The following is a 16,967-nucleotide window of genomic DNA, read 5'->3' on the forward strand; positions in this document are numbered from 1 at the left end:
ACCCGCGGCACGCCATGAGCCAATGGGAAATACGGTGAGATCCGCGCCATCTGGCGCTCGCTCAGAAGAAACAGATCACCCATCAGCACCTCCATCGCAGAGGCACTGAATCACTCCTCAGACCAAATTAATAGGTCCTGAGCCTAGAGCATCGGACCCAAAAGTGGGTTCCACTTTTGGGAGCCAATCCAATGCTCCAGTCTCGAGCTGGCGCATCGTTGAGCCCAGAAAACCGGGTCCACTTTTCCGCACGATGCGCGAAGGTGTTTATTCGGAGCTCCGCCTTCCTCCGACGTCATCACCGGCCTTGTGCCGGTGATCCAGATTGGAAAGGCGCGGCGCTTTTCAGTATTGGGATGGCCGGGACAAGCCCGGCCATGACGTGAAGGTCTCACCCCATCACATTGTCCCCACCCCTCCCCGCAACCGAGAGGGAATCGCTCGACACGATCCGCTCGGCCAGGGCCTCGATGGCCGCGAGAACCGTCGTCTGGTCCGCATATTGCGGCATGTGGCCGATGCCGGGCATCAGGATCAGTTCCGCGCCCGGCACCGCCCGGGCGAAGGAGCGGCTGTGGAGATCGGTCCAGACGATCTCGTCATGGTCGCCGGCCACGACCGTCACGGGCAGCCGGATGTCCCCGTAGCGCACGCTCTGCCGCAGGACCGCCTCGTACATCACGGCGAAATCCTGCATGTTGGCCTCATAGGCGCGCGGCCGGAAGGCGAGCGGAATGAAGCCCTTCCTGACGATATCGGGCGGGGCCGGTTGCGGCCAGAAGGTCTTTCTCTTCATCCAGGGCCGCAGGACGAGAAGAACCGGCACGGCCAGCGTACGCATCAGCAGCCATCCGGCCCGGGAATCGATCAGGCGCCGGTACCAGCCGATATAGCCGCCCGGCCAAGGGGACGTAATACCGGACAGGACGAGGATCGCTCCCGTCACGTCCGTGTGGTCGAGGGCGAAATAGGGCACGACGGTTCCGGACCAGGAATGCCCCACGATCACCGCGTCGCGGACGCCGAGCTGCCGCAGGGCGCCGGCGACGAGCGCCGCCTGCCGGGCGGGCTGCGCCTCCTCGAGGCCCGGCTTTCGCTCGCTCCAGCCATGGCCGGGACGGTCGAAGGCGAGAACCCGGTAGCGCTGCGAAAGCCGCACACCCAGGCCCAGCATGGATTCGACCAGGTTTGACGATGCGCCGTGCAGCAGGACGATGGTTCCGCGCGCCGGCCCGTGCCGGGGCCCCTCCTCCCGGTAATGCAGCCTCGAACCCTCGACCGTGATGAACCGGCCCGTGGGCGGGAAGCGCCTCTCGATTGACCATGCATAGAGATAGGTGAACGCGGCTCCCAGGATGAGGAGCGCAAGCGGAACGGCGAGAACGAGGAGCAGGGACATCCCTGCTACGTGGATTTAGAGGTCCTGTCCGTCAACCTCGGGGGCGAGATGGCTCACGATGGTCTTCACGTCGGACATCTGCGGATTGATCGCGAGCACCCGGCGATAGGCCTGCAGAGCCCGTATCTTGTCGTCGGAGGCCATGAGGATATGACCGAGCCCGGTCCATGCGTTGAAATGCCGGGGTTCGAGCTTGATCGCCCGATTCAGGTCGGCCATGGCGCCCACCGGATCGTCGAGCTGGTAGAAGACCGTCGCCCGCTTGTACCAGGCTTCCGCCCAGTTGGGCTGGAGCACCAGAACCCGGTCGATCAGCTCGACGGCGAGGGGAAAGTCCTTTTTTCCATAAGCCTCGGCCGCGCGGCTGAGAAGAAGGTCGGCCGTGTCGGAGCCGGAGCGGGAGAAGCGCCGTTCGATCAGGGAGGAAATGCCCTCCGCCTCGCGCTCGGACTGCGCTTTTCCTAAGCGTTCGAAGAGCTCATCCAGGGTGGACGCGCGAGGGCGCGTCCGGGGTGGCTGGACCTGTTCCTTGGGATCCTTGGGACGCACGGGCTCCTGCGCGCTCGAGGGGAGCGCCGCGGAGACGAGGGCGAGGGCCAGCAGGCACGCGAAAAAACGCATGCCGGGATTTTAGGGTCCCGGCATGCGTGGTCAATTCAGATTATCGTGTGCGGCGATGCCGCACGCGCAGACTTAGCCCTGACGAGCCTTGTAGCGCTTCTGGGTCTTGTTGATGATGTAGACGCGACCCTTGCGACGAACCAGCTGGTTGTCGCGGTGACGGCCGCGGATCGACTTCAACGAGTTACGGATCTTCATATCCGGTCTCCTGCGGCCCTTCGGGAAGGCCGGAAAAAGAAAATGGTGGGCGCGGCTGGGATCGAACCAGCGACCCCTACGATGTCAACGTAGTGCTCTCCCGCTGAGCTACGCGCCCGGGAAACGGTGATTTTGAGGTCCCGCTTCGGCTGTGGGGGCGATATACCCACAAGCGGGCTCTGGCGCAAGCCTGAAGGCCAGCCTTTTTTAGGCAGCCATCATTTTATCGACTTCGCTCACCAGATCGCGCAGGTGGAACGGCTTCGACAGGACCTTCGCGTCGCGCGGGGCCTGGGAATCCGGGTTGAGCGCGACGGCCGCGAAGCCGGTGATGAACATCACCTTGATCTCCGGGTCGAGCTCGGTGGCCTTGCGGGCCAGCTCGATGCCGTCCATCTCCGGCATGACGATATCCGTCAGGAGGAGCTCGAAAGGCTCTTCGCGCAGGCGGTTGTAGGCCGAAAGCCCGTTATCGAACGAGGCGACGTCGTAGCCTGCGTTCTCCAGCGCCTTCACGAGGAAGCGGCGCATGTCGTTATCGTCTTCGGCAAGAAGAATCTTCATCGGTTGCCAGTCCCGAATCGTGGCGGTTTTACTCGCTCCTTCATGGGGGATCGATGGTAAACAAGCCGTGAAAGTACGACGCAGCCTTGCTACGATATTGTCATGGACAGGCTGCGGAGGTGCCTTACACTAACGCGAAAACCTGCTTCTTTTCCAATAAAGCCAAGATTTCTGATGCGGCCAACCATCGTTGATGAGTTCGATCCCCCCTTCACGATCACCGAACCTTCGGCGCAGACGATCCCCTTCGTCTTCAACGTGCCGCATGCGGGAGCCGTCTATCCGGCGTCCTTCCTGGCCGCGTCCCGGCTCGATGCCGTCGCCCTGAGGCGCTCCGAGGACGCCTTCGTGGACGAGCTTTTCAGCCCGATGCCGGATCTCGGCGCGCCCCTCATGACCGCGCGCTTCCCGCGGGCCTTTCTCGACCTGAACCGGGAGCCCTACGAACTCGATTCCCGCATGTTCGACGGCCGCCTGCCGCCTTTCACCAACACCCGCTCCATGCGGGTGGCCGGAGGCCTCGGCACCATTCCGCGCATCGTGGCCGACGGGCAGGAGATCTACCGCACGCGCCTCCATGTGGACGAGGCCCTGCACCGGATCGAATGGCTCTACAAACCTTACCATCGGACCCTGCGCCATCTCGTGCGCCGCACGGCGCAGCATTTCGGGCATGCCATCCTGATCGATTGCCACTCCATGCCCTCCTCCAGCGTCAGCCGCGAGGACGGAGCCAAGGCTGATATCGTGCTGGGGGACCGCTACGGCACGAGCTGCGCCACCCTGCTGATCGACCTGGTGGAAGCGGCCTTGCGAGGACGCGGCTACACGGTGATCCGCAACAAGCCCTATGCGGGCGGCTTCATCACCGAGCATTACGGCGAACCGGCCCTCGGGCGGCACGCGCTCCAGATCGAGATCAACCGGGCGCTCTACATGGACGAGCGCACCATGCAGAAGAAGCCGGGCTTCGCCATGCTGGGTGAAGACCTGACCCAGGCCTTCACCCAGGTGATCGCGGATATCGAAGGCGAACTGACGATCCGGTCGATCGCGGCGGAGTGAACCTCAACGCCTAAAGCATCGTGCGGAAAAGTGGACCCGGTTTTCCGCTTCCCACGATACGCTCTTCCAAGAAGCGGAAGCATCGGACGCAAAAGTGGGTACCGGTTTTGCGTGCAGAGATGCGCGAAACCAGAAACTCCGGACAAGAAAAAAGGCCACTGTTGCCAGCGGCCCGAAGTTTAGGGAGGAAACGCCCAAGAAGGGCTACGATACGGCGACGCCATCGCCATATCGCACTGCAATAATTACGCCGCATCGCACAAATTGCAACTGAAATTTCGCCAATGGTCATGCTTTCGATGCATGTCTGCTGGGATGCGGATCGATGGCTCTGACATAAAAGGTCAGGCTGAGGAGCAGCCAGGCGGCAAGGGCGGCGAAGACGAGACGATAGCCCTCGGGCCGGTAGAGGCCCTGATCGGACCGTCCCATCAGGTCGATCAGCACGCCGGTCACGCTCTGCGACAAGAACGCCCCGCCCATCGTGCCGATGTTCATGAGCGTTATGCCCCGCCCGGTCAGCCCTGCCGGGAACAGCGATTTCCCATGGCTGGTGAGAATGGGCGTATAGGCGACGCAGAGGCCGAAGAGCGGGAACCAGACCGTCGCGGAGGTGCGGTCGAGAGGCGCGAGGACAAGCACGAGAAGCAGGAGAACCGTCGCGGTGCTGCCGATGAGAACGGGCTTCTTGTAGCTGCCCCAGAACCGGTCCATGGCGCCCCAGAACAGCATGCCGCAGATCTGCGCCGTCGCGCCGAGCAGCAGGATGTTTCCCCTCATGGAAAGGTCGGCCCCGTGCACATCGGACAGCCAGGGCCCGCCCCAGAGCCCGATCACGGAGGCGAAGCATCCATAGGTGGTCAGGTGCATGAAGAAGACCGGCCAGAAGGACGGCACCTTCAAGGCGGCGGCCACGCCCCGGAAGGCCTCGGCCCAGGTCTCCTTCGGCCGCTCCGCCTGCGTGTCCTTCGGCACGATCCACACGATGGCGAGCCATATGACGACGGTCAGGACGGCCACCGCGAGGAACGAACTGCGCCAGCCGAAGGCGACCGCGGAGGCCGCCAGCGGGGCCGTCGCCGCCAGGGTGCCCATATTGGCCAGCCCCATCTGCAGGCTGGTCAGGCCGGCGAAGCGCTGCGGCGGGAAGCGCCGGGCATAGATCACGAGGGGCGCCATGAAGAAGGTGGAGCAGCCGAGGCCCATGAGCGCCCGCGCGGCGATGAGCAGGGAAGCGGACGGCGCAAGGGCGAAGAGCGCCGTTCCCGCAACCGTCAGCACGGCCGTCGTCAGCATGACCCGCTTGGGGCCATAGCGGTCGATGAGGATGCCGATCGGAATCTGGACCGCCGCGAAGGTGAAGAAGAACGCGCTGGAGAGAAGGCCTGTCTGGGTCGCGGTGAGATGCAACTCGCGGGCGAGATCGTTGGCGATGACGCCGATGGAATTGCGCAGGAACTGGCTGACCGCATAGAGCGCGGCAAGCACGGCGATCAGGAACAGGGCCGATTCGAGGCGGGTCGTGCCGGGCTGGGTCGTGCCGGGCTTGGGCGCAAAATTCATGGCAGGCGGAATCCTTTGGCGCTACCGTTCTCTTGCCGCGCGCCAAGCGCTTGATAAAAGCTGATCGCAGACGGGCCAAGGTCGCCCGCATTCATCTTTTAGGGGATACGCCAGCTCATGGGGCTCATCGACTTCACGCATTTCGTCAACGAGCTCGCGACCCAATCGGGCCAGGCGATCCTGCCCTTCTTCCGCACCGCCATCGCCACCGAGGACAAGTCCCGGGGCGGGGCCTTCGACCCGGTGACGGAGGCGGACCGGGCGAGCGAGTCGATCATGCGCCATCTCATCAAGCGCAGCTTCCCCAACCACGGCATCGTCGGGGAGGAGTTCGGCTCCGAGCGCGAGGATGCGGATTACGTCTGGGTGCTCGATCCCATCGACGGAACGCGGGCCTTCATCGCGGGACTTCCCACCTGGGGCACCCTGATCGGACTGACCTACAAGCGCCGGCCGGTCTTTGGCATGATGCACCAGCCCTTCACGGGCGAGCGCTTCTTCGGCGACGGTGGCAGCGCGACCTATCAGGGGCCGGGCGGCGAGCGCAAGCTCCTGGTGCGCCGCTGCGCCTCCCTGAAGGACGCGGTCATCTCCACCACGAGCCCGCGCCTCTTCGCCGGCGACGAGCTGCGCGCCTATGACCGGGTAGAGAGCGTCGCACGCCTCGCCCGCTACGGCTGCGATTGCTATGCCTACTGCATGCTGGCCGCCGGCCATATCGACCTCGTGGTTGAGTCCGGCCTGAAGCCCTACGACATCGCCGCCCTGGTGCCGATCATCGAGGGCGCGGGCGGCGTCGTGACCACCTGGGACGGCGGCTCAGCTGCCGATGGCGGGCGCATCGTCGCTGCGGGCGACCGCCGGGTCCACGCCGCCGCCGTCGAGCTGCTCAGCCGCTAATCCGATCTCGGCCAGATCCCGTTTCGCTCCGATTTCCGGGTCGGGCGTGCCCGGGATGAAGGCGTCGAAGGCGGCCCAGAACTGCTCGCGGATCGGATCCCGCTCCATCAGGATCTCGTGCCGGGCGCCCGGGATCACGATGGCGGAGCCGGCTTTGAGCCGCGCGGCGAAGCGCTCGGTGGCCGGGGTGGCGCAGACCGGGTCGGCGCCGGCCGCCACGATGAGCGTGGGCAGACGGATCTTCACCGCATAGGCCGGATCGGCGAAGCGCTTCATGAAGCGGAAGGCGCCGTCGAGCCATGCCACGGTCGGCGCCCCGATGGCCCCTGCCCCGATGGCATGGGCCGCCTCGGCATTGCGGGCATAGCGGACCGGATCGCCCGTCAGGCGGTTGCCCTTGAACGGCATCGTGGAGATCGACGTCTCGCCGCCGCCGGGCACGAACATCTTGCCCATTCCGAAGAATCGCAGGATCCGCGCCAGAAGCGCGGCGGATTTCGTGCGCTTGACGATGCACAGGGCGATCATCGGCGTGGTCGTCACGAGGCGACGGAAGGGCAGCCAGCTTTCGTAGGCTGCGTTGAGCGCGATGGCGCCGCCCATGGAATGGGCGAGGCAGAAATGCGGCTCCGGCATGTGCGGCACCAGGATCTGGTCGCGGACCGCCTCCAGGTCGGACCGGAAATCGGAAAAGCGCCGGACATGGCCTTTCCGGGGATTGCCGACCTGCCGGCCAGACAATCCTTGCCCCCGCCAGTCGAAGGCGACGACCGCGAAGCCGCGGTCGAGCAGCTCGCCCACCACCTCGAAGTATTTCTCGATGAATTCCGCCCGGCCCTGCAGGATGCAGACCGTCCCCTGCGGCGCCTCGGTCTCCGGCATCCAGGTGGCCGCCCGGAGCGGAATGCCGTCGCGGGTCGTGACGCTGACCAGCCTGGGTTCGCCGGGCACGGGATTGTCGGGGGTGGTGATGAATTCCACGGGAGGTTCCAACTCAAAAGCTCACGCTTTTATAGGGCGGTTTCAGCTTAGGGAACGCCCCTCTTGAAAGCAAACCGGCCGCCTCCCACATCGAAGTCGTGCCGGCCATGACGGCGGCACGTCAACCCGGATCCAGCCTCTTCTGGTGGATCCCTTCCTGCATGTCGCTTCAAGCGGAGGATATGCCATGCGACAGTACGATCTTGCTCCCCTGTACCGCAACACGGTCGGCTTCGACCGTCTTTTCTCGATGCTCGACCAGCTCGTCAGCGTCGATGCGGCCCCGAGCTACCCGCCCTACAATATCGAGCGCACCGGCGAGAATGCCTATCGCATCTCGATCGCGGTTGCCGGCTTCACCGACCGTGACCTGACCATCGAGGTCAAGGAAAACACCCTCTCCGTCCGTGGCGAGCGCAAGCCCAGCGAAGAGCGCAAGACGGACGTGCTCCATCAGGGCATTGCCGCGCGCAGCTTCGACCGGCGCTTCCAGCTGGCCGACGGCGTGCAGGTGACGGGCGCGGCCCTCGAGAACGGCCTGCTCCATCTCGACCTCGTGCGCGAGATCCCGGAGGCCAAGAAGCCGAAGCTCATCCCGATTTCCTCGAACGGCGCCCAGGCCATCGAAGCCAAGCAGGCTGCGTAATCAGCAGAATAAAGGCTTCTCCGGAAACACGACCTCATCCTGAGGAGCCGCGCAGCGGCGTCTCGAAGGAGGTTCCAGTGCTCTCTGGAAGCGCCTCGCCCTTCGAGACGCTTCGCTCCTCAGGGTGAGGCTCCGAGGTTCGATTTGAACGAGCCCCAAAATAAGAGCGCCCCGGTTCGGCCGGGGCGCTTTTTGTTTTGTCGGATCCTGGTCCTTGGTCATCCCGCTGGGGCTGGAGGGGGCCCCGTCGGTCAAGGGTCTCTGGAGAGAACCAATCGCGGGTGAATGCGGCAGGGTTAGGGCAATCACTCGGCGGCCTGGCGCGCTACCCCGGAAGAGGCGACCTCCAGCAGCTTGCGGACATCCTCCTCCCTCGTGGCCCAGGATGCGACGAGGCGGATCAACACCTCGTGATCGCCGACGCGCTCGATCTCCGGCAGGCTCAGCTCCGTCCAGCCGTGATAGTGGATGCCAGCGGCCTTCAGCGCCTCGTCGAGGGCTTTCGGAACGATCGGGAAGACCTCGTTGGCCTGGGACGGCCAGCCCAGGCGCACGCCGGGCAGCTGCGAGAGCCCGTCCGCAAGCAGCGCCGCTATGCGGTTGGCGTGGCGGGCATTGTCGAGCCAGTGGTCGTCGGCGAAATAGCCCTCGAACTGCGCCGCGACGAGGCGGCCCTTGGAGATGATCTGGCCGGCGCGCTTGGAGCGGTAGTCGAGCGCCTCCGCCAGCTCGGGCTTGAACACCACGATGGCCTCGGCCATGAGGCCGCCGTTCTTGGTGGCCCCGAAGGACAGGATGTCGACGCCCTGCTTCCAGGTCATCTCGGCCGGGGTGCAGCCGAGCGCCACGAGGGCATTGGCAAAGCGCGCGCCGTCCATGTGGAAGGACAGGCCATGCTCGCGGCAAACCGCTACGAGAGCGGCAAGCTCGTCGAGGCCATAGACCATGCCGCCCTCGCTCACCTGCGAGACCGACAGCGCCTTGGGGGGCATCTGCTTGACGGCTCGGGGCAGGCTCTCGAGATAGGCGGCGACGTCCTCGGCCTTCAGCTTGGCGCCGACGCCCGGCAAGCCTGCGAGCTTCGCCCCATGCATGAAGAATTCCGGCGCGCCGCATTCGTCGTCGATGATGTGGGCTTCGCGGTGGCAGACGCAGAGGCCGTAGGGCGGTACGGCGGCGGACAGCGCCAGGGCATTTGCGGCCGTTCCCGTCGTGACGAAGAAGACCGAGACCTCGCGCTCGAAGATTGCGCTGAACTGCGCTCTCACGCGCTTCGAGATCTCGTCGTTGCCGTAGGCCGCCATGGCTCCGGCATTGGCCGCAACGATGGCCTGAAGAACGGGAGCGCTGGCTCCCACGATGTTGTCGCTGGCAAAATTCATGACGCGTTCCGTAGAGCATTGGCATCAAAAGGGGAATGTCATCTGGGCATGAGCCCCATGCTTTCCGTTAGGGAGTTCAAGGCCCGACCAACATGTCAAGGTCATTGACCCATCGGTGGAGACTTTCGTTCCCAGGGGCGAAATGTTGCTTTTGTTACACTCGGCATCGCCGCCTTGTAACTTTTGTCTAAAATCTTTCTAAACCCTCTTGTGCGCTGCGTCGAACTCTGGCACCTTGCCGTTATTAGGACAGTATCGCTGTCCCTTTTGGGGCGCCTGCGCGTCTCACCTTCGCCCTGGGGTTTTGTTGATGCTTCGCCTGACGCGAACGAAACGAGATACCACGAAAGCCGCCCGCAAAACGTGGGCGGGACGGGCGACTCTGGGCTGACACGAAGCCCAAAGGATGCCCGCGAGGAGCGGGCTCCCCTGCCGGACCCAACCCTCGAAAACCCGAAGAAGCGGCGGGCATTCCGGACGATCCGATCATCCGGCAGGCCCAAAAGCCGCCTCAAACAACAGCGCATCGTGCGGAAAAGTGGACCCGGTTTTCCGTACCGAACGATGCGCAAGTTAGAAACGGAGCATCGGGTTGATCCCAAAAGTGGCGTCCACTTTTGGGTCCGATGCTCAAAATACGCGTTCGGATGTGAGGATCTGCCATGAGCGACGAGCCGACAAAGAGCCTGGAAGCCCAAGTGCCAAGCCGTACGGCCACGATGGCGGATACGGTCAAAACGGTGCGTGATCCGGGCCTGCCGGCCGCCCAGGGCCTCTACGATCCTTCCAACGAGCAGGATTCCTGCGGCGTCGGCTTCATCGCCGACATGAAGAACCGCAAGTCCCACGCCATCGTCGAGCAGGGGCTGTCGATCCTGCACAACCTCGACCATCGCGGCGCGGTGGGCGCCGATCCCAAGATGGGCGACGGCTGCGGCATCCTGGTGCAGATCCCGCACAAGTTCTTCGCCGCCGAATGCGCCAAGGTCGGCATCTGGCTGCCCGAGGAAGGCCAATACGGCGTCGGCCACCTGTTCATGCCCCGCGATCCGGAGGGCTTCAAGCTCGTCGAGGAGATCGTCACCAAGGCGATCACCGACGAGGGCCTGCAGGTTCTCGGCTGGCGCGACGTGCCCGTCGACTCGAGCGATCTCGGCGAGAGCGTGAAGGCCACCGAGCCGCAGCACCGCCAGATCTTCGTCGGCAAGGGCAAGGGGATGGACGACGCCGAGACCTTCGAGCGCCGCCTGTTCATCGCCCGCAAGGTCATCTCCAACGCCGTCTACGACATGAAGGATGCGCGCACGGCCGGCTATTACCCGGTCAGCCTGTCCTCGCGCACCATCGTCTACAAGGGCATGGTGCTGGTCACGCAGCTGCGCGACTATTACCTCGACCTGCAGGACGAGCGCTTCGAGAGCGCCATCGCGCTCGTGCATCAGCGCTTCGCCACCAACACATTCCCAACCTGGCAGCTCGCGCACCCCTACCGCATGGTCGCCCATAACGGCGAGATCAACACCCTGCGCGGCAACGTGAACTGGATGGCGGCCCGTCAGGCCTCGGTCGATTCCGAACTCTTCGGCAACGACATCTCGAAGCTCTGGCCGATTTCCTACGAAGGCCAGTCCGACACCGCCTGCTTCGACAACGCCCTCGAATTCCTGGTGCGCGGCGGCTACTCGCTGTCTCACGCCATGATGATGCTGATCCCGGAAGCCTGGGCCGGCAACCCGCTCATGAACGACGACCGGCGGGCGTTCTACGAGTATCATGCGGCCCTGATGGAGCCGTGGGACGGCCCGGCCGCCGTGTGCTTCACGGACGGGAAGCAGATCGGCGCGACCCTCGACCGCAACGGCCTTCGTCCCGCGCGCTACCTCGTGACCGACGACGGCCTCGTGGTGCTCGCTTCCGAGATGGGCGTCCTGCCGATCCCGGAAGAGAAGATCGTCGAGAAGTGGCGCCTCCAGCCGGGCAAGATGCTTCTCATCGACCTAGAGGAAGGCCGCATCGTCTCGGACGACGAGATCAAGCAGCAGCTCTCCAACGCGCATCCCTACAAGGAATGGCTGAAGCGCACGCAGATCGTGCTGGAGGACCTGAAGCCCGTCCAGGCTCGCGAGTCCCGCACGGACGTGTCGCTCCTCGACCGCCAGCAGGCCTTCGGCTACACGGCGGAAGACCTCAAGCTCCTGATGCAGCCCATGGCCGTCACCGGCCAGGAGGCCGTCGGCTCCATGGGCTCGGACACGCCGATCTCCGCGCTCTCCGACAAGGCGAAGCTGCTCTACACCTATTTCAAGCAGAACTTCGCCCAGGTGACGAACCCGCCGATCGATCCGATCCGCGAGGAGCTCGTCATGAGCCTCGTGTCGTTCATCGGCCCGCGCCCGAACATCCTGGACCTGGAGGGCACCTCGCGCCGCAAGCGCCTGGAGGTGCGCCAGCCAATCCTCACCAACGAGGACCTGGAGAAGATCCGCTGCATCGGCCATTTCGAAGACCGCTTCGACACGAAGACCCTCGACATCACCTATGACGCGGAACTCGGCGCGGCGGCTCTCGACGGCGCCCTCGACCGCCTCTGCGACCGCGCGGAAGCCGCCGTGCACGGCGGCTACAACATCATCATCCTGACCGACCGCATGGTCGGCCCGGACCGCATCCCGATCCCGGCGCTGCTGGCCACGGCGGCCGTGCACAACTACCTGATCCGCAAGGGGCTTCGCACCTCCGTCGGTCTCGTGGTCGAGTCCGGCGAGCCGCGCGAGATCCATCACTTCGCGTGCCTGGCCGGCTACGGTGCGGAAGCGATCAATCCGTATCTCGCCTTCGAGACCATCGCGGCCATGCTGGAGGCCGGCGAATTGCCGGAAGAGGTGGACGCCGACGAGGCGATCAAGCGCTACATCAAGTCCATCGGCAAGGGCCTGCTCAAGGTGATGTCCAAGATGGGCATCTCCACCTATCAGTCCTATTGCGGCGCGCAGATCTTCGATGCGGTCGGCCTCCGTTCCGACTTCGTGTCCCGCGACTTCTTCGGCACGGCGACCACCATCGAAGGCATCGGCATGGACGAGGTGGCGGAGGAGAACGTGCGCCGCCACCGCGACGCCTTCGGCGACGCGCCGATCTACCGCAACGCGCTCGACGTGGGCGGCGAATACGCCTACCGCCAGCGCGGCGAGGTCCATGCCTGGAACCCCGACACGGTCGCGACGCTGCAGCATGCGGTGCGCCTCAACGCGCAGGACCGCTACCGCGAATATGCCCGCCTCGTGAACGAGCAGGACAACGAGCTGAAGACCATCCGCGGCCTCTTCCGCATCAAGATGGCCGACGAGACGGGCCGTGCGCCCGTCGCCTTGAGCGCAGTGGAACCGGCCCAGGACATCGTGAAGCGCTTCGCCACGGGCGCCATGTCCTTCGGGTCGATCTCGAAGGAGGCGCACGAGACGCTCGCGCTCGCCATGAATGCCATCGGCGGCAAGTCCAACACCGGCGAAGGCGGCGAGGAGCCGGAGCGCTTCCGTCCGCTCTCCGACGGACGTTCCAAGCGCTCCGCCATCAAGCAGGTGGCTTCCGGCCGCTTCGGCGTGACGACGGAATATCTCGTCAATGCCGACATGATGCAGATCAAGGTGGCGCAGGGTGCCAAGCCCGGCGAGGGCGGGCAGCTGCCCGGCCACAAGGTCGACGTGAAGATCGCCCGCGTGCGTCACTCGACTCCGGGCGTCGGCCTCATCTCGCCGCCGCCGCACCACGACATCTATTCCATCGAGGATCTGGCGCAGCTGATCTTCGACCTGAAGAACGTGAACCCTTCGGCCGATGTCTCCGTGAAGCTCGTCGCGGAAGTCGGCGTCGGCACGGTTGCGGCCGGCGTCGCCAAGGCGCGCGCCGACCACATCACGATCTCGGGCTTCGAGGGCGGCACGGGTGCCTCTCCCCTCACCTCGCTCAAGCATGCGGGCTCGCCCTGGGAGATCGGCCTCGCCGAAACGCAGCAGACGCTGGTGCTCAACCGCCTGCGCGGCCGCGTGGCCCTGCAGGCCGACGGTGGCCTGCGCACGGGACGCGACGTCGTGATCGCGGCTCTGCTCGGCGCCGACGAATACGGCTTCTCGACCGCGCCGCTGATCGCGGCCGGCTGCATCATGATGCGCAAGTGCCATCTCAACACCTGCCCGGTGGGCGTCGCCACGCAGGACCCTGTCTTGCGCAAGCGCTTCAAGGGCCTGCCCGAGCACGTCATCAACTACTTCTTCTTCGTCGCCGAGGAAGTGCGCGAGCTGATGGCCGAGATGGGCTTCACCTCCATCGACGAGATGATCGGCCAGTCCGACCTTCTCGACAAGAACGCCGCCATCGACCACTGGAAGGCGAAGGGTCTCGATTTCACGAAGCTCTTCCACAAGCCGGACGTGCCCGCGGGCGTCGCGATCCGTCACCGGGAGCGTCAGGTTCACCCCATCGCCACCGTGCTCGACCGCGAGTTCATCGCGCAGGCCGGTCCCGCGCTGGAGAACGGCGAGGCGGTCGTCATCGAGTCGCGGGTGAAAAGCTCCGACCGGACGGTGGGCGCCATGCTCTCGGGCGAAGTGGCGAAGCGCTACGGCCACGAGGGACTGCCCGACGACACGATCACCGTGAAGCTGAAGGGCACGGCGGGCCAGAGCTTCGGCGCATGGCTCGCTGCCGGCGTGACGCTCAACTTAGAGGGCGAAGCCAACGACTATGTCGGCAAGGGCCTGTCGGGCGGCAAGATCATCATCGCGCCGTCACCGGGCTCGAAGGCTCTGCCTGAGAACTCCATCGTGGTCGGCAACACGGTGATGTACGGGGCGATTGCCGGCGAGGCCTATTTCCGCGGCGTTGCGGGCGAGCGTTTCGCCGTGCGCAACTCGGGCGCCATCGCCGTGGTGGAAGGAACCGGCGATCACGGCTGCGAATACATGACCGGCGGCCTCGTGGTCGTTCTCGGTCAGACCGGCCGCAACTTCGCGGCGGGCATGTCGGGCGGCATTGCCTATGTGCTCGACGAGGATGGCACGTTCGGAAAGCGCTGCAACCTGTCCATGGTCGATCTCGAACCCGTCGAGGAGGAGGAGGACCTGATGCGCCGCCTCCACCATCACGGCGGCGATCTGGAGACCAAGGGCCGCATCGACATCATGGCCAACATGTCCGGCCCCGATGAAGAGCGCCTGATGCAGCTCATCACCAATCACCACACCTACACGGGCTCGACGCGCGCCAAGGAGATCCTCGACAACTGGACGACCTACCGCACCAAGTTCGTGAAGGTCATGCCGGTCGAGTATCGCCGCGCGCTCCAGGAGATGGATCGTCTCCGGAACCTGCAGGCGGCGGAATAAGGATTAAGGGGCAAACCGATGGGCAAGGTCACAGGCTTTCTCGAATACGACCGGCAGGAGCAGAAGTATCAGCTCGCCGGGGAACGCGTGCGCCACTACCGTGAGTTCACGCTGCCGCTCGACGACAACGACCTGAAGAAGCAGGCGGGGCGCTGCATGGATTGCGGCATCCCCTTCTGCCACGGGCCGACGGGCTGTCCGGTGCACAACCAGATTCCCGACTGGAACGATCTGGTCTGGTCCGACGACTGGGCGGAGGCTGCGCGCAACCTCCACACCACCAACAACTTCCCCGAGTTCACGGGCCGCATCTGTCCGGCCCCGTGCGAGGAAGCCTGCACGCTCAACCTCGAAAACCAGCCGGTCACGATCAAGACCATCGAGCAGGCCATCGCCGACAAGGCGTGGGAGATGGGCTTCGTGAAGCCGGAGCCCGCGGGCTTCTCCACCGGCAAGCGCGTCGCCGTGATCGGCTCAGGGCCCGCCGGCATGGCGGCCGCCCAGCAGCTCGCCCGCGCCGGTCACGAGGTGCATGTGTTCGAGCGTCAGGCGAAGCCCGGTGGGCTGCTGCGCTACGGCATCCCGGACTTCAAGATGGAGAAGTACCACATCGACCGCCGCGTGAAGCAGATGGAAGCCGAAGGCGTGATCTTCCATTGCGGCGTGAACATCGGCGTCGACAAGAGCTTCGCGTCGCTCCACAACGAGTTCGACGCAGTGCTGTTCGCCGGCGGCGCGGAGGATCCGCGCAACCCGAACCTGCCGGGCCAGGATCTGAAGGGCGTCTACTACGCGATGCCCTATCTCACCCAGTCGAACCAGCGTGTGGGCGGCGAGGCGGTGACGGTCGATCCGATCCTCGCGGCCGGCAAGCATGTCGTGGTCATCGGCGGCGGCGACACGGCCTCCGACTGTGTCGGCACCGCGTTCCGCCAGGGCGCGCTGTCCGTCACGCAGCTCGACATCCGCCCCAAGCCGCCGGAGCGCGAGGACAAGCTGACCGTGTGGCCCTATTGGCCGACGAAGATGCGCACGTCGTCCTCCCAGGCCGAAGGCGCGGAACGCGAGTTCCAGGCCGCGACGCTGGGCATCGTCGGGAAGAAGGGCCTGGCCACCGGCGTGCAATGCGCCCGCGTGGACGAGAAGCGCCAGCCGATCCCGGGCACCGAGTTCATCCTCAAGGCCGACCTCGTTTTCCTCGCCATCGGCTTTGCCGGCTCGGTGAAGGAAGGCCTGCTGGAGGAATCGGGCGTTACTATCGACCGCCGCGGCAATGTGGTGGCGGACGATCGCAGCTACCGGACGTCGAGCGAGAAGGTCTTCGTCGCCGGCGACATGCGCCGGGGCCAGTCGCTGGTGGTCTGGGCCATCCGCGAAGGCCGCCAGGCCGCCCGCTCCATCGACACCTTCCTGATGGGCGAGAGCACCCTTCCGGTGTAAAGCGTCGGACCCAAAGCGGGATCACCTTTGGGTCCGACACTCCACCGTTCGACTGGCATACTTTCGACGCGGCCCAAACGGGCCGCGCAAGGCGCTATCGCATGTTCATTTGCAAATTACGCACGATCCAGTCGAAGCGCTCAAAAAGCTCGGGACTGAACAGAACAGACGGGGAAAAGCCGCTGCTTTTGATTTTAATTGCAATGTAATAATCGCCGTACTTTGGCAAATGATATAGTTTTATGGTTATCATCTTTGCCCCAAACTCAGGCGTGACCCGATACTCATTGATGGGCTGTGCCAGAACAAGAGCAAGATAGAGTTTGAAAGCCCCTATTACTCCAAGCGCATTCTTGTTGTGTCGCTTTTCGGCATCGGGATTTATATGCCCCATCGCGGAGGAGATTGAGCGGCAGGCTTCGAAAAGTGCCTCCACTTGGCTTAGATTGAGAAACGCCTCTGCAACGTCTTGGCCGCCCTCGCCTCCTTGCGCCTCGAAGTGAAGCGATGCAAGACGCTGGCCGCTGTAAGCATTATCTCCGAAAAAATAGCGCACGAAGGCTGTCGCTTTGGGATAGGTCGTGAGCGTGATGATCTCTCGCTCTAGGACGACAGTACTTTGCTGGGAGACAAGCTTAAGACCAAACAAGGGCCAGCCTCAGTTCACCAACTCGATCATTGCCGGCGAACTCATCGCTCATACCCGTTGTTATAAAGTTCCATAAAGACAATTTTCCGATCACTCGGGTTTGTCAAGACGGCAGGCTGCCATAAGGTACGCGACAACTCCATCCGAAGTTGATGTCGTCCTCACCCGCGCCCTCGGC

The 16,967-nt window shown here is 64.5% G+C and carries 13 protein-coding genes and 1 tRNA gene; 5 read left to right on the top strand and 9 right to left on the bottom strand.

What is annotated here, in order from left to right; genetic code table 11:
- Nucleotides 1–391: 391 nt before the first annotated feature.
- The 5 genes from AB4097_RS14375 to cpdR form a co-directional block, all read right to left on the bottom strand.
- A complete protein-coding gene (locus AB4097_RS14375; protein ID WP_442040660.1) occupies nucleotides 392–1,399 on the bottom strand; it encodes an alpha/beta fold hydrolase in 1,008 nt (335 codons plus the stop codon).
- Between the two features lie 15 nt (nucleotides 1,400–1,414).
- Nucleotides 1,415–2,020 carry a tetratricopeptide repeat protein gene (locus AB4097_RS14380; RefSeq protein ID WP_442040662.1) on the bottom strand — a complete coding sequence of 202 codons (606 nt, stop codon included), beginning with the start codon at nucleotides 2,018–2,020 and terminating at the stop codon, nucleotides 1,415–1,417.
- Between the two features lie 72 nt (nucleotides 2,021–2,092).
- Nucleotides 2,093–2,218 (bottom strand): type B 50S ribosomal protein L36, encoded by a 126-nt coding sequence (gene ykgO / locus AB4097_RS14385; protein ID WP_009763379.1) that lies wholly within the window; start codon nucleotides 2,216–2,218, stop codon nucleotides 2,093–2,095.
- Nucleotides 2,219–2,261: 43 nt separating this feature from the next.
- Nucleotides 2,262–2,336: transfer RNA gene (locus AB4097_RS14390), tRNA-Val, on the bottom strand.
- A gap of 89 nt (nucleotides 2,337–2,425) precedes the next feature.
- Nucleotides 2,426–2,782 (bottom strand): cell cycle two-component system response regulator CpdR, encoded by a 357-nt coding sequence (gene cpdR, locus AB4097_RS14395; protein WP_036361886.1) that lies wholly within the window; start codon nucleotides 2,780–2,782, stop codon nucleotides 2,426–2,428.
- 174 nt (nucleotides 2,783–2,956) lie between these two features.
- Here cpdR and AB4097_RS14400 point away from each other — a divergent pair, with 174 nt between their 5' ends.
- Nucleotides 2,957–3,847, top strand: coding sequence for an N-formylglutamate amidohydrolase (locus tag AB4097_RS14400; RefSeq protein ID WP_442040665.1), 891 nt, complete (start codon nucleotides 2,957–2,959; stop codon nucleotides 3,845–3,847).
- A 288-nt stretch (nucleotides 3,848–4,135) separates the two neighbouring features.
- Here the strand turns inward: AB4097_RS14400 and AB4097_RS14405 are convergent, their stop codons facing one another.
- Nucleotides 4,136–5,410, bottom strand: coding sequence for an MFS transporter (locus tag AB4097_RS14405; protein ID WP_442040667.1), 1,275 nt, complete (start codon nucleotides 5,408–5,410; stop codon nucleotides 4,136–4,138).
- A gap of 117 nt (nucleotides 5,411–5,527) precedes the next feature.
- Between AB4097_RS14405 and hisN the strand changes: the two genes are divergently transcribed.
- Nucleotides 5,528–6,310 (top strand): histidinol-phosphatase, encoded by a 783-nt coding sequence (gene hisN / locus AB4097_RS14410; protein WP_442040669.1) that lies wholly within the window; start codon nucleotides 5,528–5,530, stop codon nucleotides 6,308–6,310.
- On the opposite strand, the gene AB4097_RS14415 is transcribed toward hisN, so the two are convergent.
- The gene (locus AB4097_RS14415) at nucleotides 6,230–7,291 is read right to left on the bottom strand and encodes an alpha/beta fold hydrolase (protein WP_442040671.1); all 1,062 of its coding nucleotides are present in this window, start codon (nucleotides 7,289–7,291) and stop codon (nucleotides 6,230–6,232) included. The two genes, hisN and AB4097_RS14415, sit on opposite strands and share 81 nt — an antisense overlap.
- Nucleotides 7,292–7,478: 187 nt before the next feature.
- Here AB4097_RS14415 and AB4097_RS14420 point away from each other — a divergent pair, with 187 nt between their 5' ends.
- Entirely contained in the window at nucleotides 7,479–7,937 is a 459-nt protein-coding gene (locus tag AB4097_RS14420; RefSeq protein WP_442040673.1) for an Hsp20 family protein, read from the top strand.
- 305 nt (nucleotides 7,938–8,242) lie between these two features.
- Here AB4097_RS14420 and AB4097_RS14425 read toward each other — a convergent pair whose 3' ends face one another.
- On the bottom strand, nucleotides 8,243–9,319 hold the full coding sequence (locus AB4097_RS14425) for a threonine aldolase family protein (protein ID WP_442040675.1): 1,077 nt from the start codon (nucleotides 9,317–9,319) through the stop codon (nucleotides 8,243–8,245).
- Between the two features lie 719 nt (nucleotides 9,320–10,038).
- On the opposite strand from AB4097_RS14425, the gene gltB reads away from it, so the two are divergent.
- Nucleotides 10,039–14,700 (top strand): glutamate synthase large subunit, encoded by a 4,662-nt coding sequence (gene gltB, locus AB4097_RS14430; protein WP_442040759.1) that lies wholly within the window; start codon nucleotides 10,039–10,041, stop codon nucleotides 14,698–14,700.
- Nucleotides 14,701–14,718: 18 nt separating this feature from the next.
- Nucleotides 14,719–16,140 carry a glutamate synthase subunit beta gene (locus tag AB4097_RS14435; RefSeq protein WP_442040677.1) on the top strand — a complete coding sequence of 474 codons (1,422 nt, stop codon included), beginning with the start codon at nucleotides 14,719–14,721 and terminating at the stop codon, nucleotides 16,138–16,140.
- 94 nt (nucleotides 16,141–16,234) lie between these two features.
- Here the strand turns inward: AB4097_RS14435 and AB4097_RS14440 are convergent, their stop codons facing one another.
- On the bottom strand, nucleotides 16,235–16,789 hold the full coding sequence (locus AB4097_RS14440) for a hypothetical protein (protein WP_442040679.1): 555 nt from the start codon (nucleotides 16,787–16,789) through the stop codon (nucleotides 16,235–16,237).
- Between the last annotated feature and the right edge of the window lie 178 nt (nucleotides 16,790–16,967).

The sequence above is a fragment of the Microvirga sp. 2MCAF35 genome (assembly GCF_052115545.1).
GTDB lineage: Bacteria > Pseudomonadota > Alphaproteobacteria > Rhizobiales > Beijerinckiaceae > Microvirga.

What these genes read in the sequence shown, in the direction of transcription:
- AB4097_RS14375 (WP_442040660.1), bottom strand. Translation starts at nt 1,399, where the DNA reads ATGTCCCTGCTCCTCGTTCTCGCCGTTCCGCTTGCGCTCCTCATCCTG.
- AB4097_RS14380 (WP_442040662.1), bottom strand. Translation starts at nt 2,020, where the DNA reads ATGCGTTTTTTCGCGTGCCTGCTGGCCCTCGCCCTCGTCTCCGCGGCG.
- ykgO (WP_009763379.1), bottom strand. Translation starts at nt 2,218, where the DNA reads ATGAAGATCCGTAACTCGTTGAAGTCGATCCGCGGCCGTCACCGCGAC.
- cpdR (WP_036361886.1), bottom strand. Translation starts at nt 2,782, where the DNA reads ATGAAGATTCTTCTTGCCGAAGACGATAACGACATGCGCCGCTTCCTC.
- AB4097_RS14400 (WP_442040665.1), top strand. Translation starts at nt 2,957, where the DNA reads ATGCGGCCAACCATCGTTGATGAGTTCGATCCCCCCTTCACGATCACC.
- AB4097_RS14405 (WP_442040667.1), bottom strand. Translation starts at nt 5,410, where the DNA reads ATGAATTTTGCGCCCAAGCCCGGCACGACCCAGCCCGGCACGACCCGC.
- hisN (WP_442040669.1), top strand. Translation starts at nt 5,528, where the DNA reads ATGGGGCTCATCGACTTCACGCATTTCGTCAACGAGCTCGCGACCCAA.
- AB4097_RS14420 (WP_442040673.1), top strand. Translation starts at nt 7,479, where the DNA reads ATGCGACAGTACGATCTTGCTCCCCTGTACCGCAACACGGTCGGCTTC.
- AB4097_RS14425 (WP_442040675.1), bottom strand. Translation starts at nt 9,319, where the DNA reads ATGAATTTTGCCAGCGACAACATCGTGGGAGCCAGCGCTCCCGTTCTT.
- gltB (WP_442040759.1), top strand. Translation starts at nt 10,039, where the DNA reads ATGGCGGATACGGTCAAAACGGTGCGTGATCCGGGCCTGCCGGCCGCC.
- AB4097_RS14435 (WP_442040677.1), top strand. Translation starts at nt 14,719, where the DNA reads ATGGGCAAGGTCACAGGCTTTCTCGAATACGACCGGCAGGAGCAGAAG.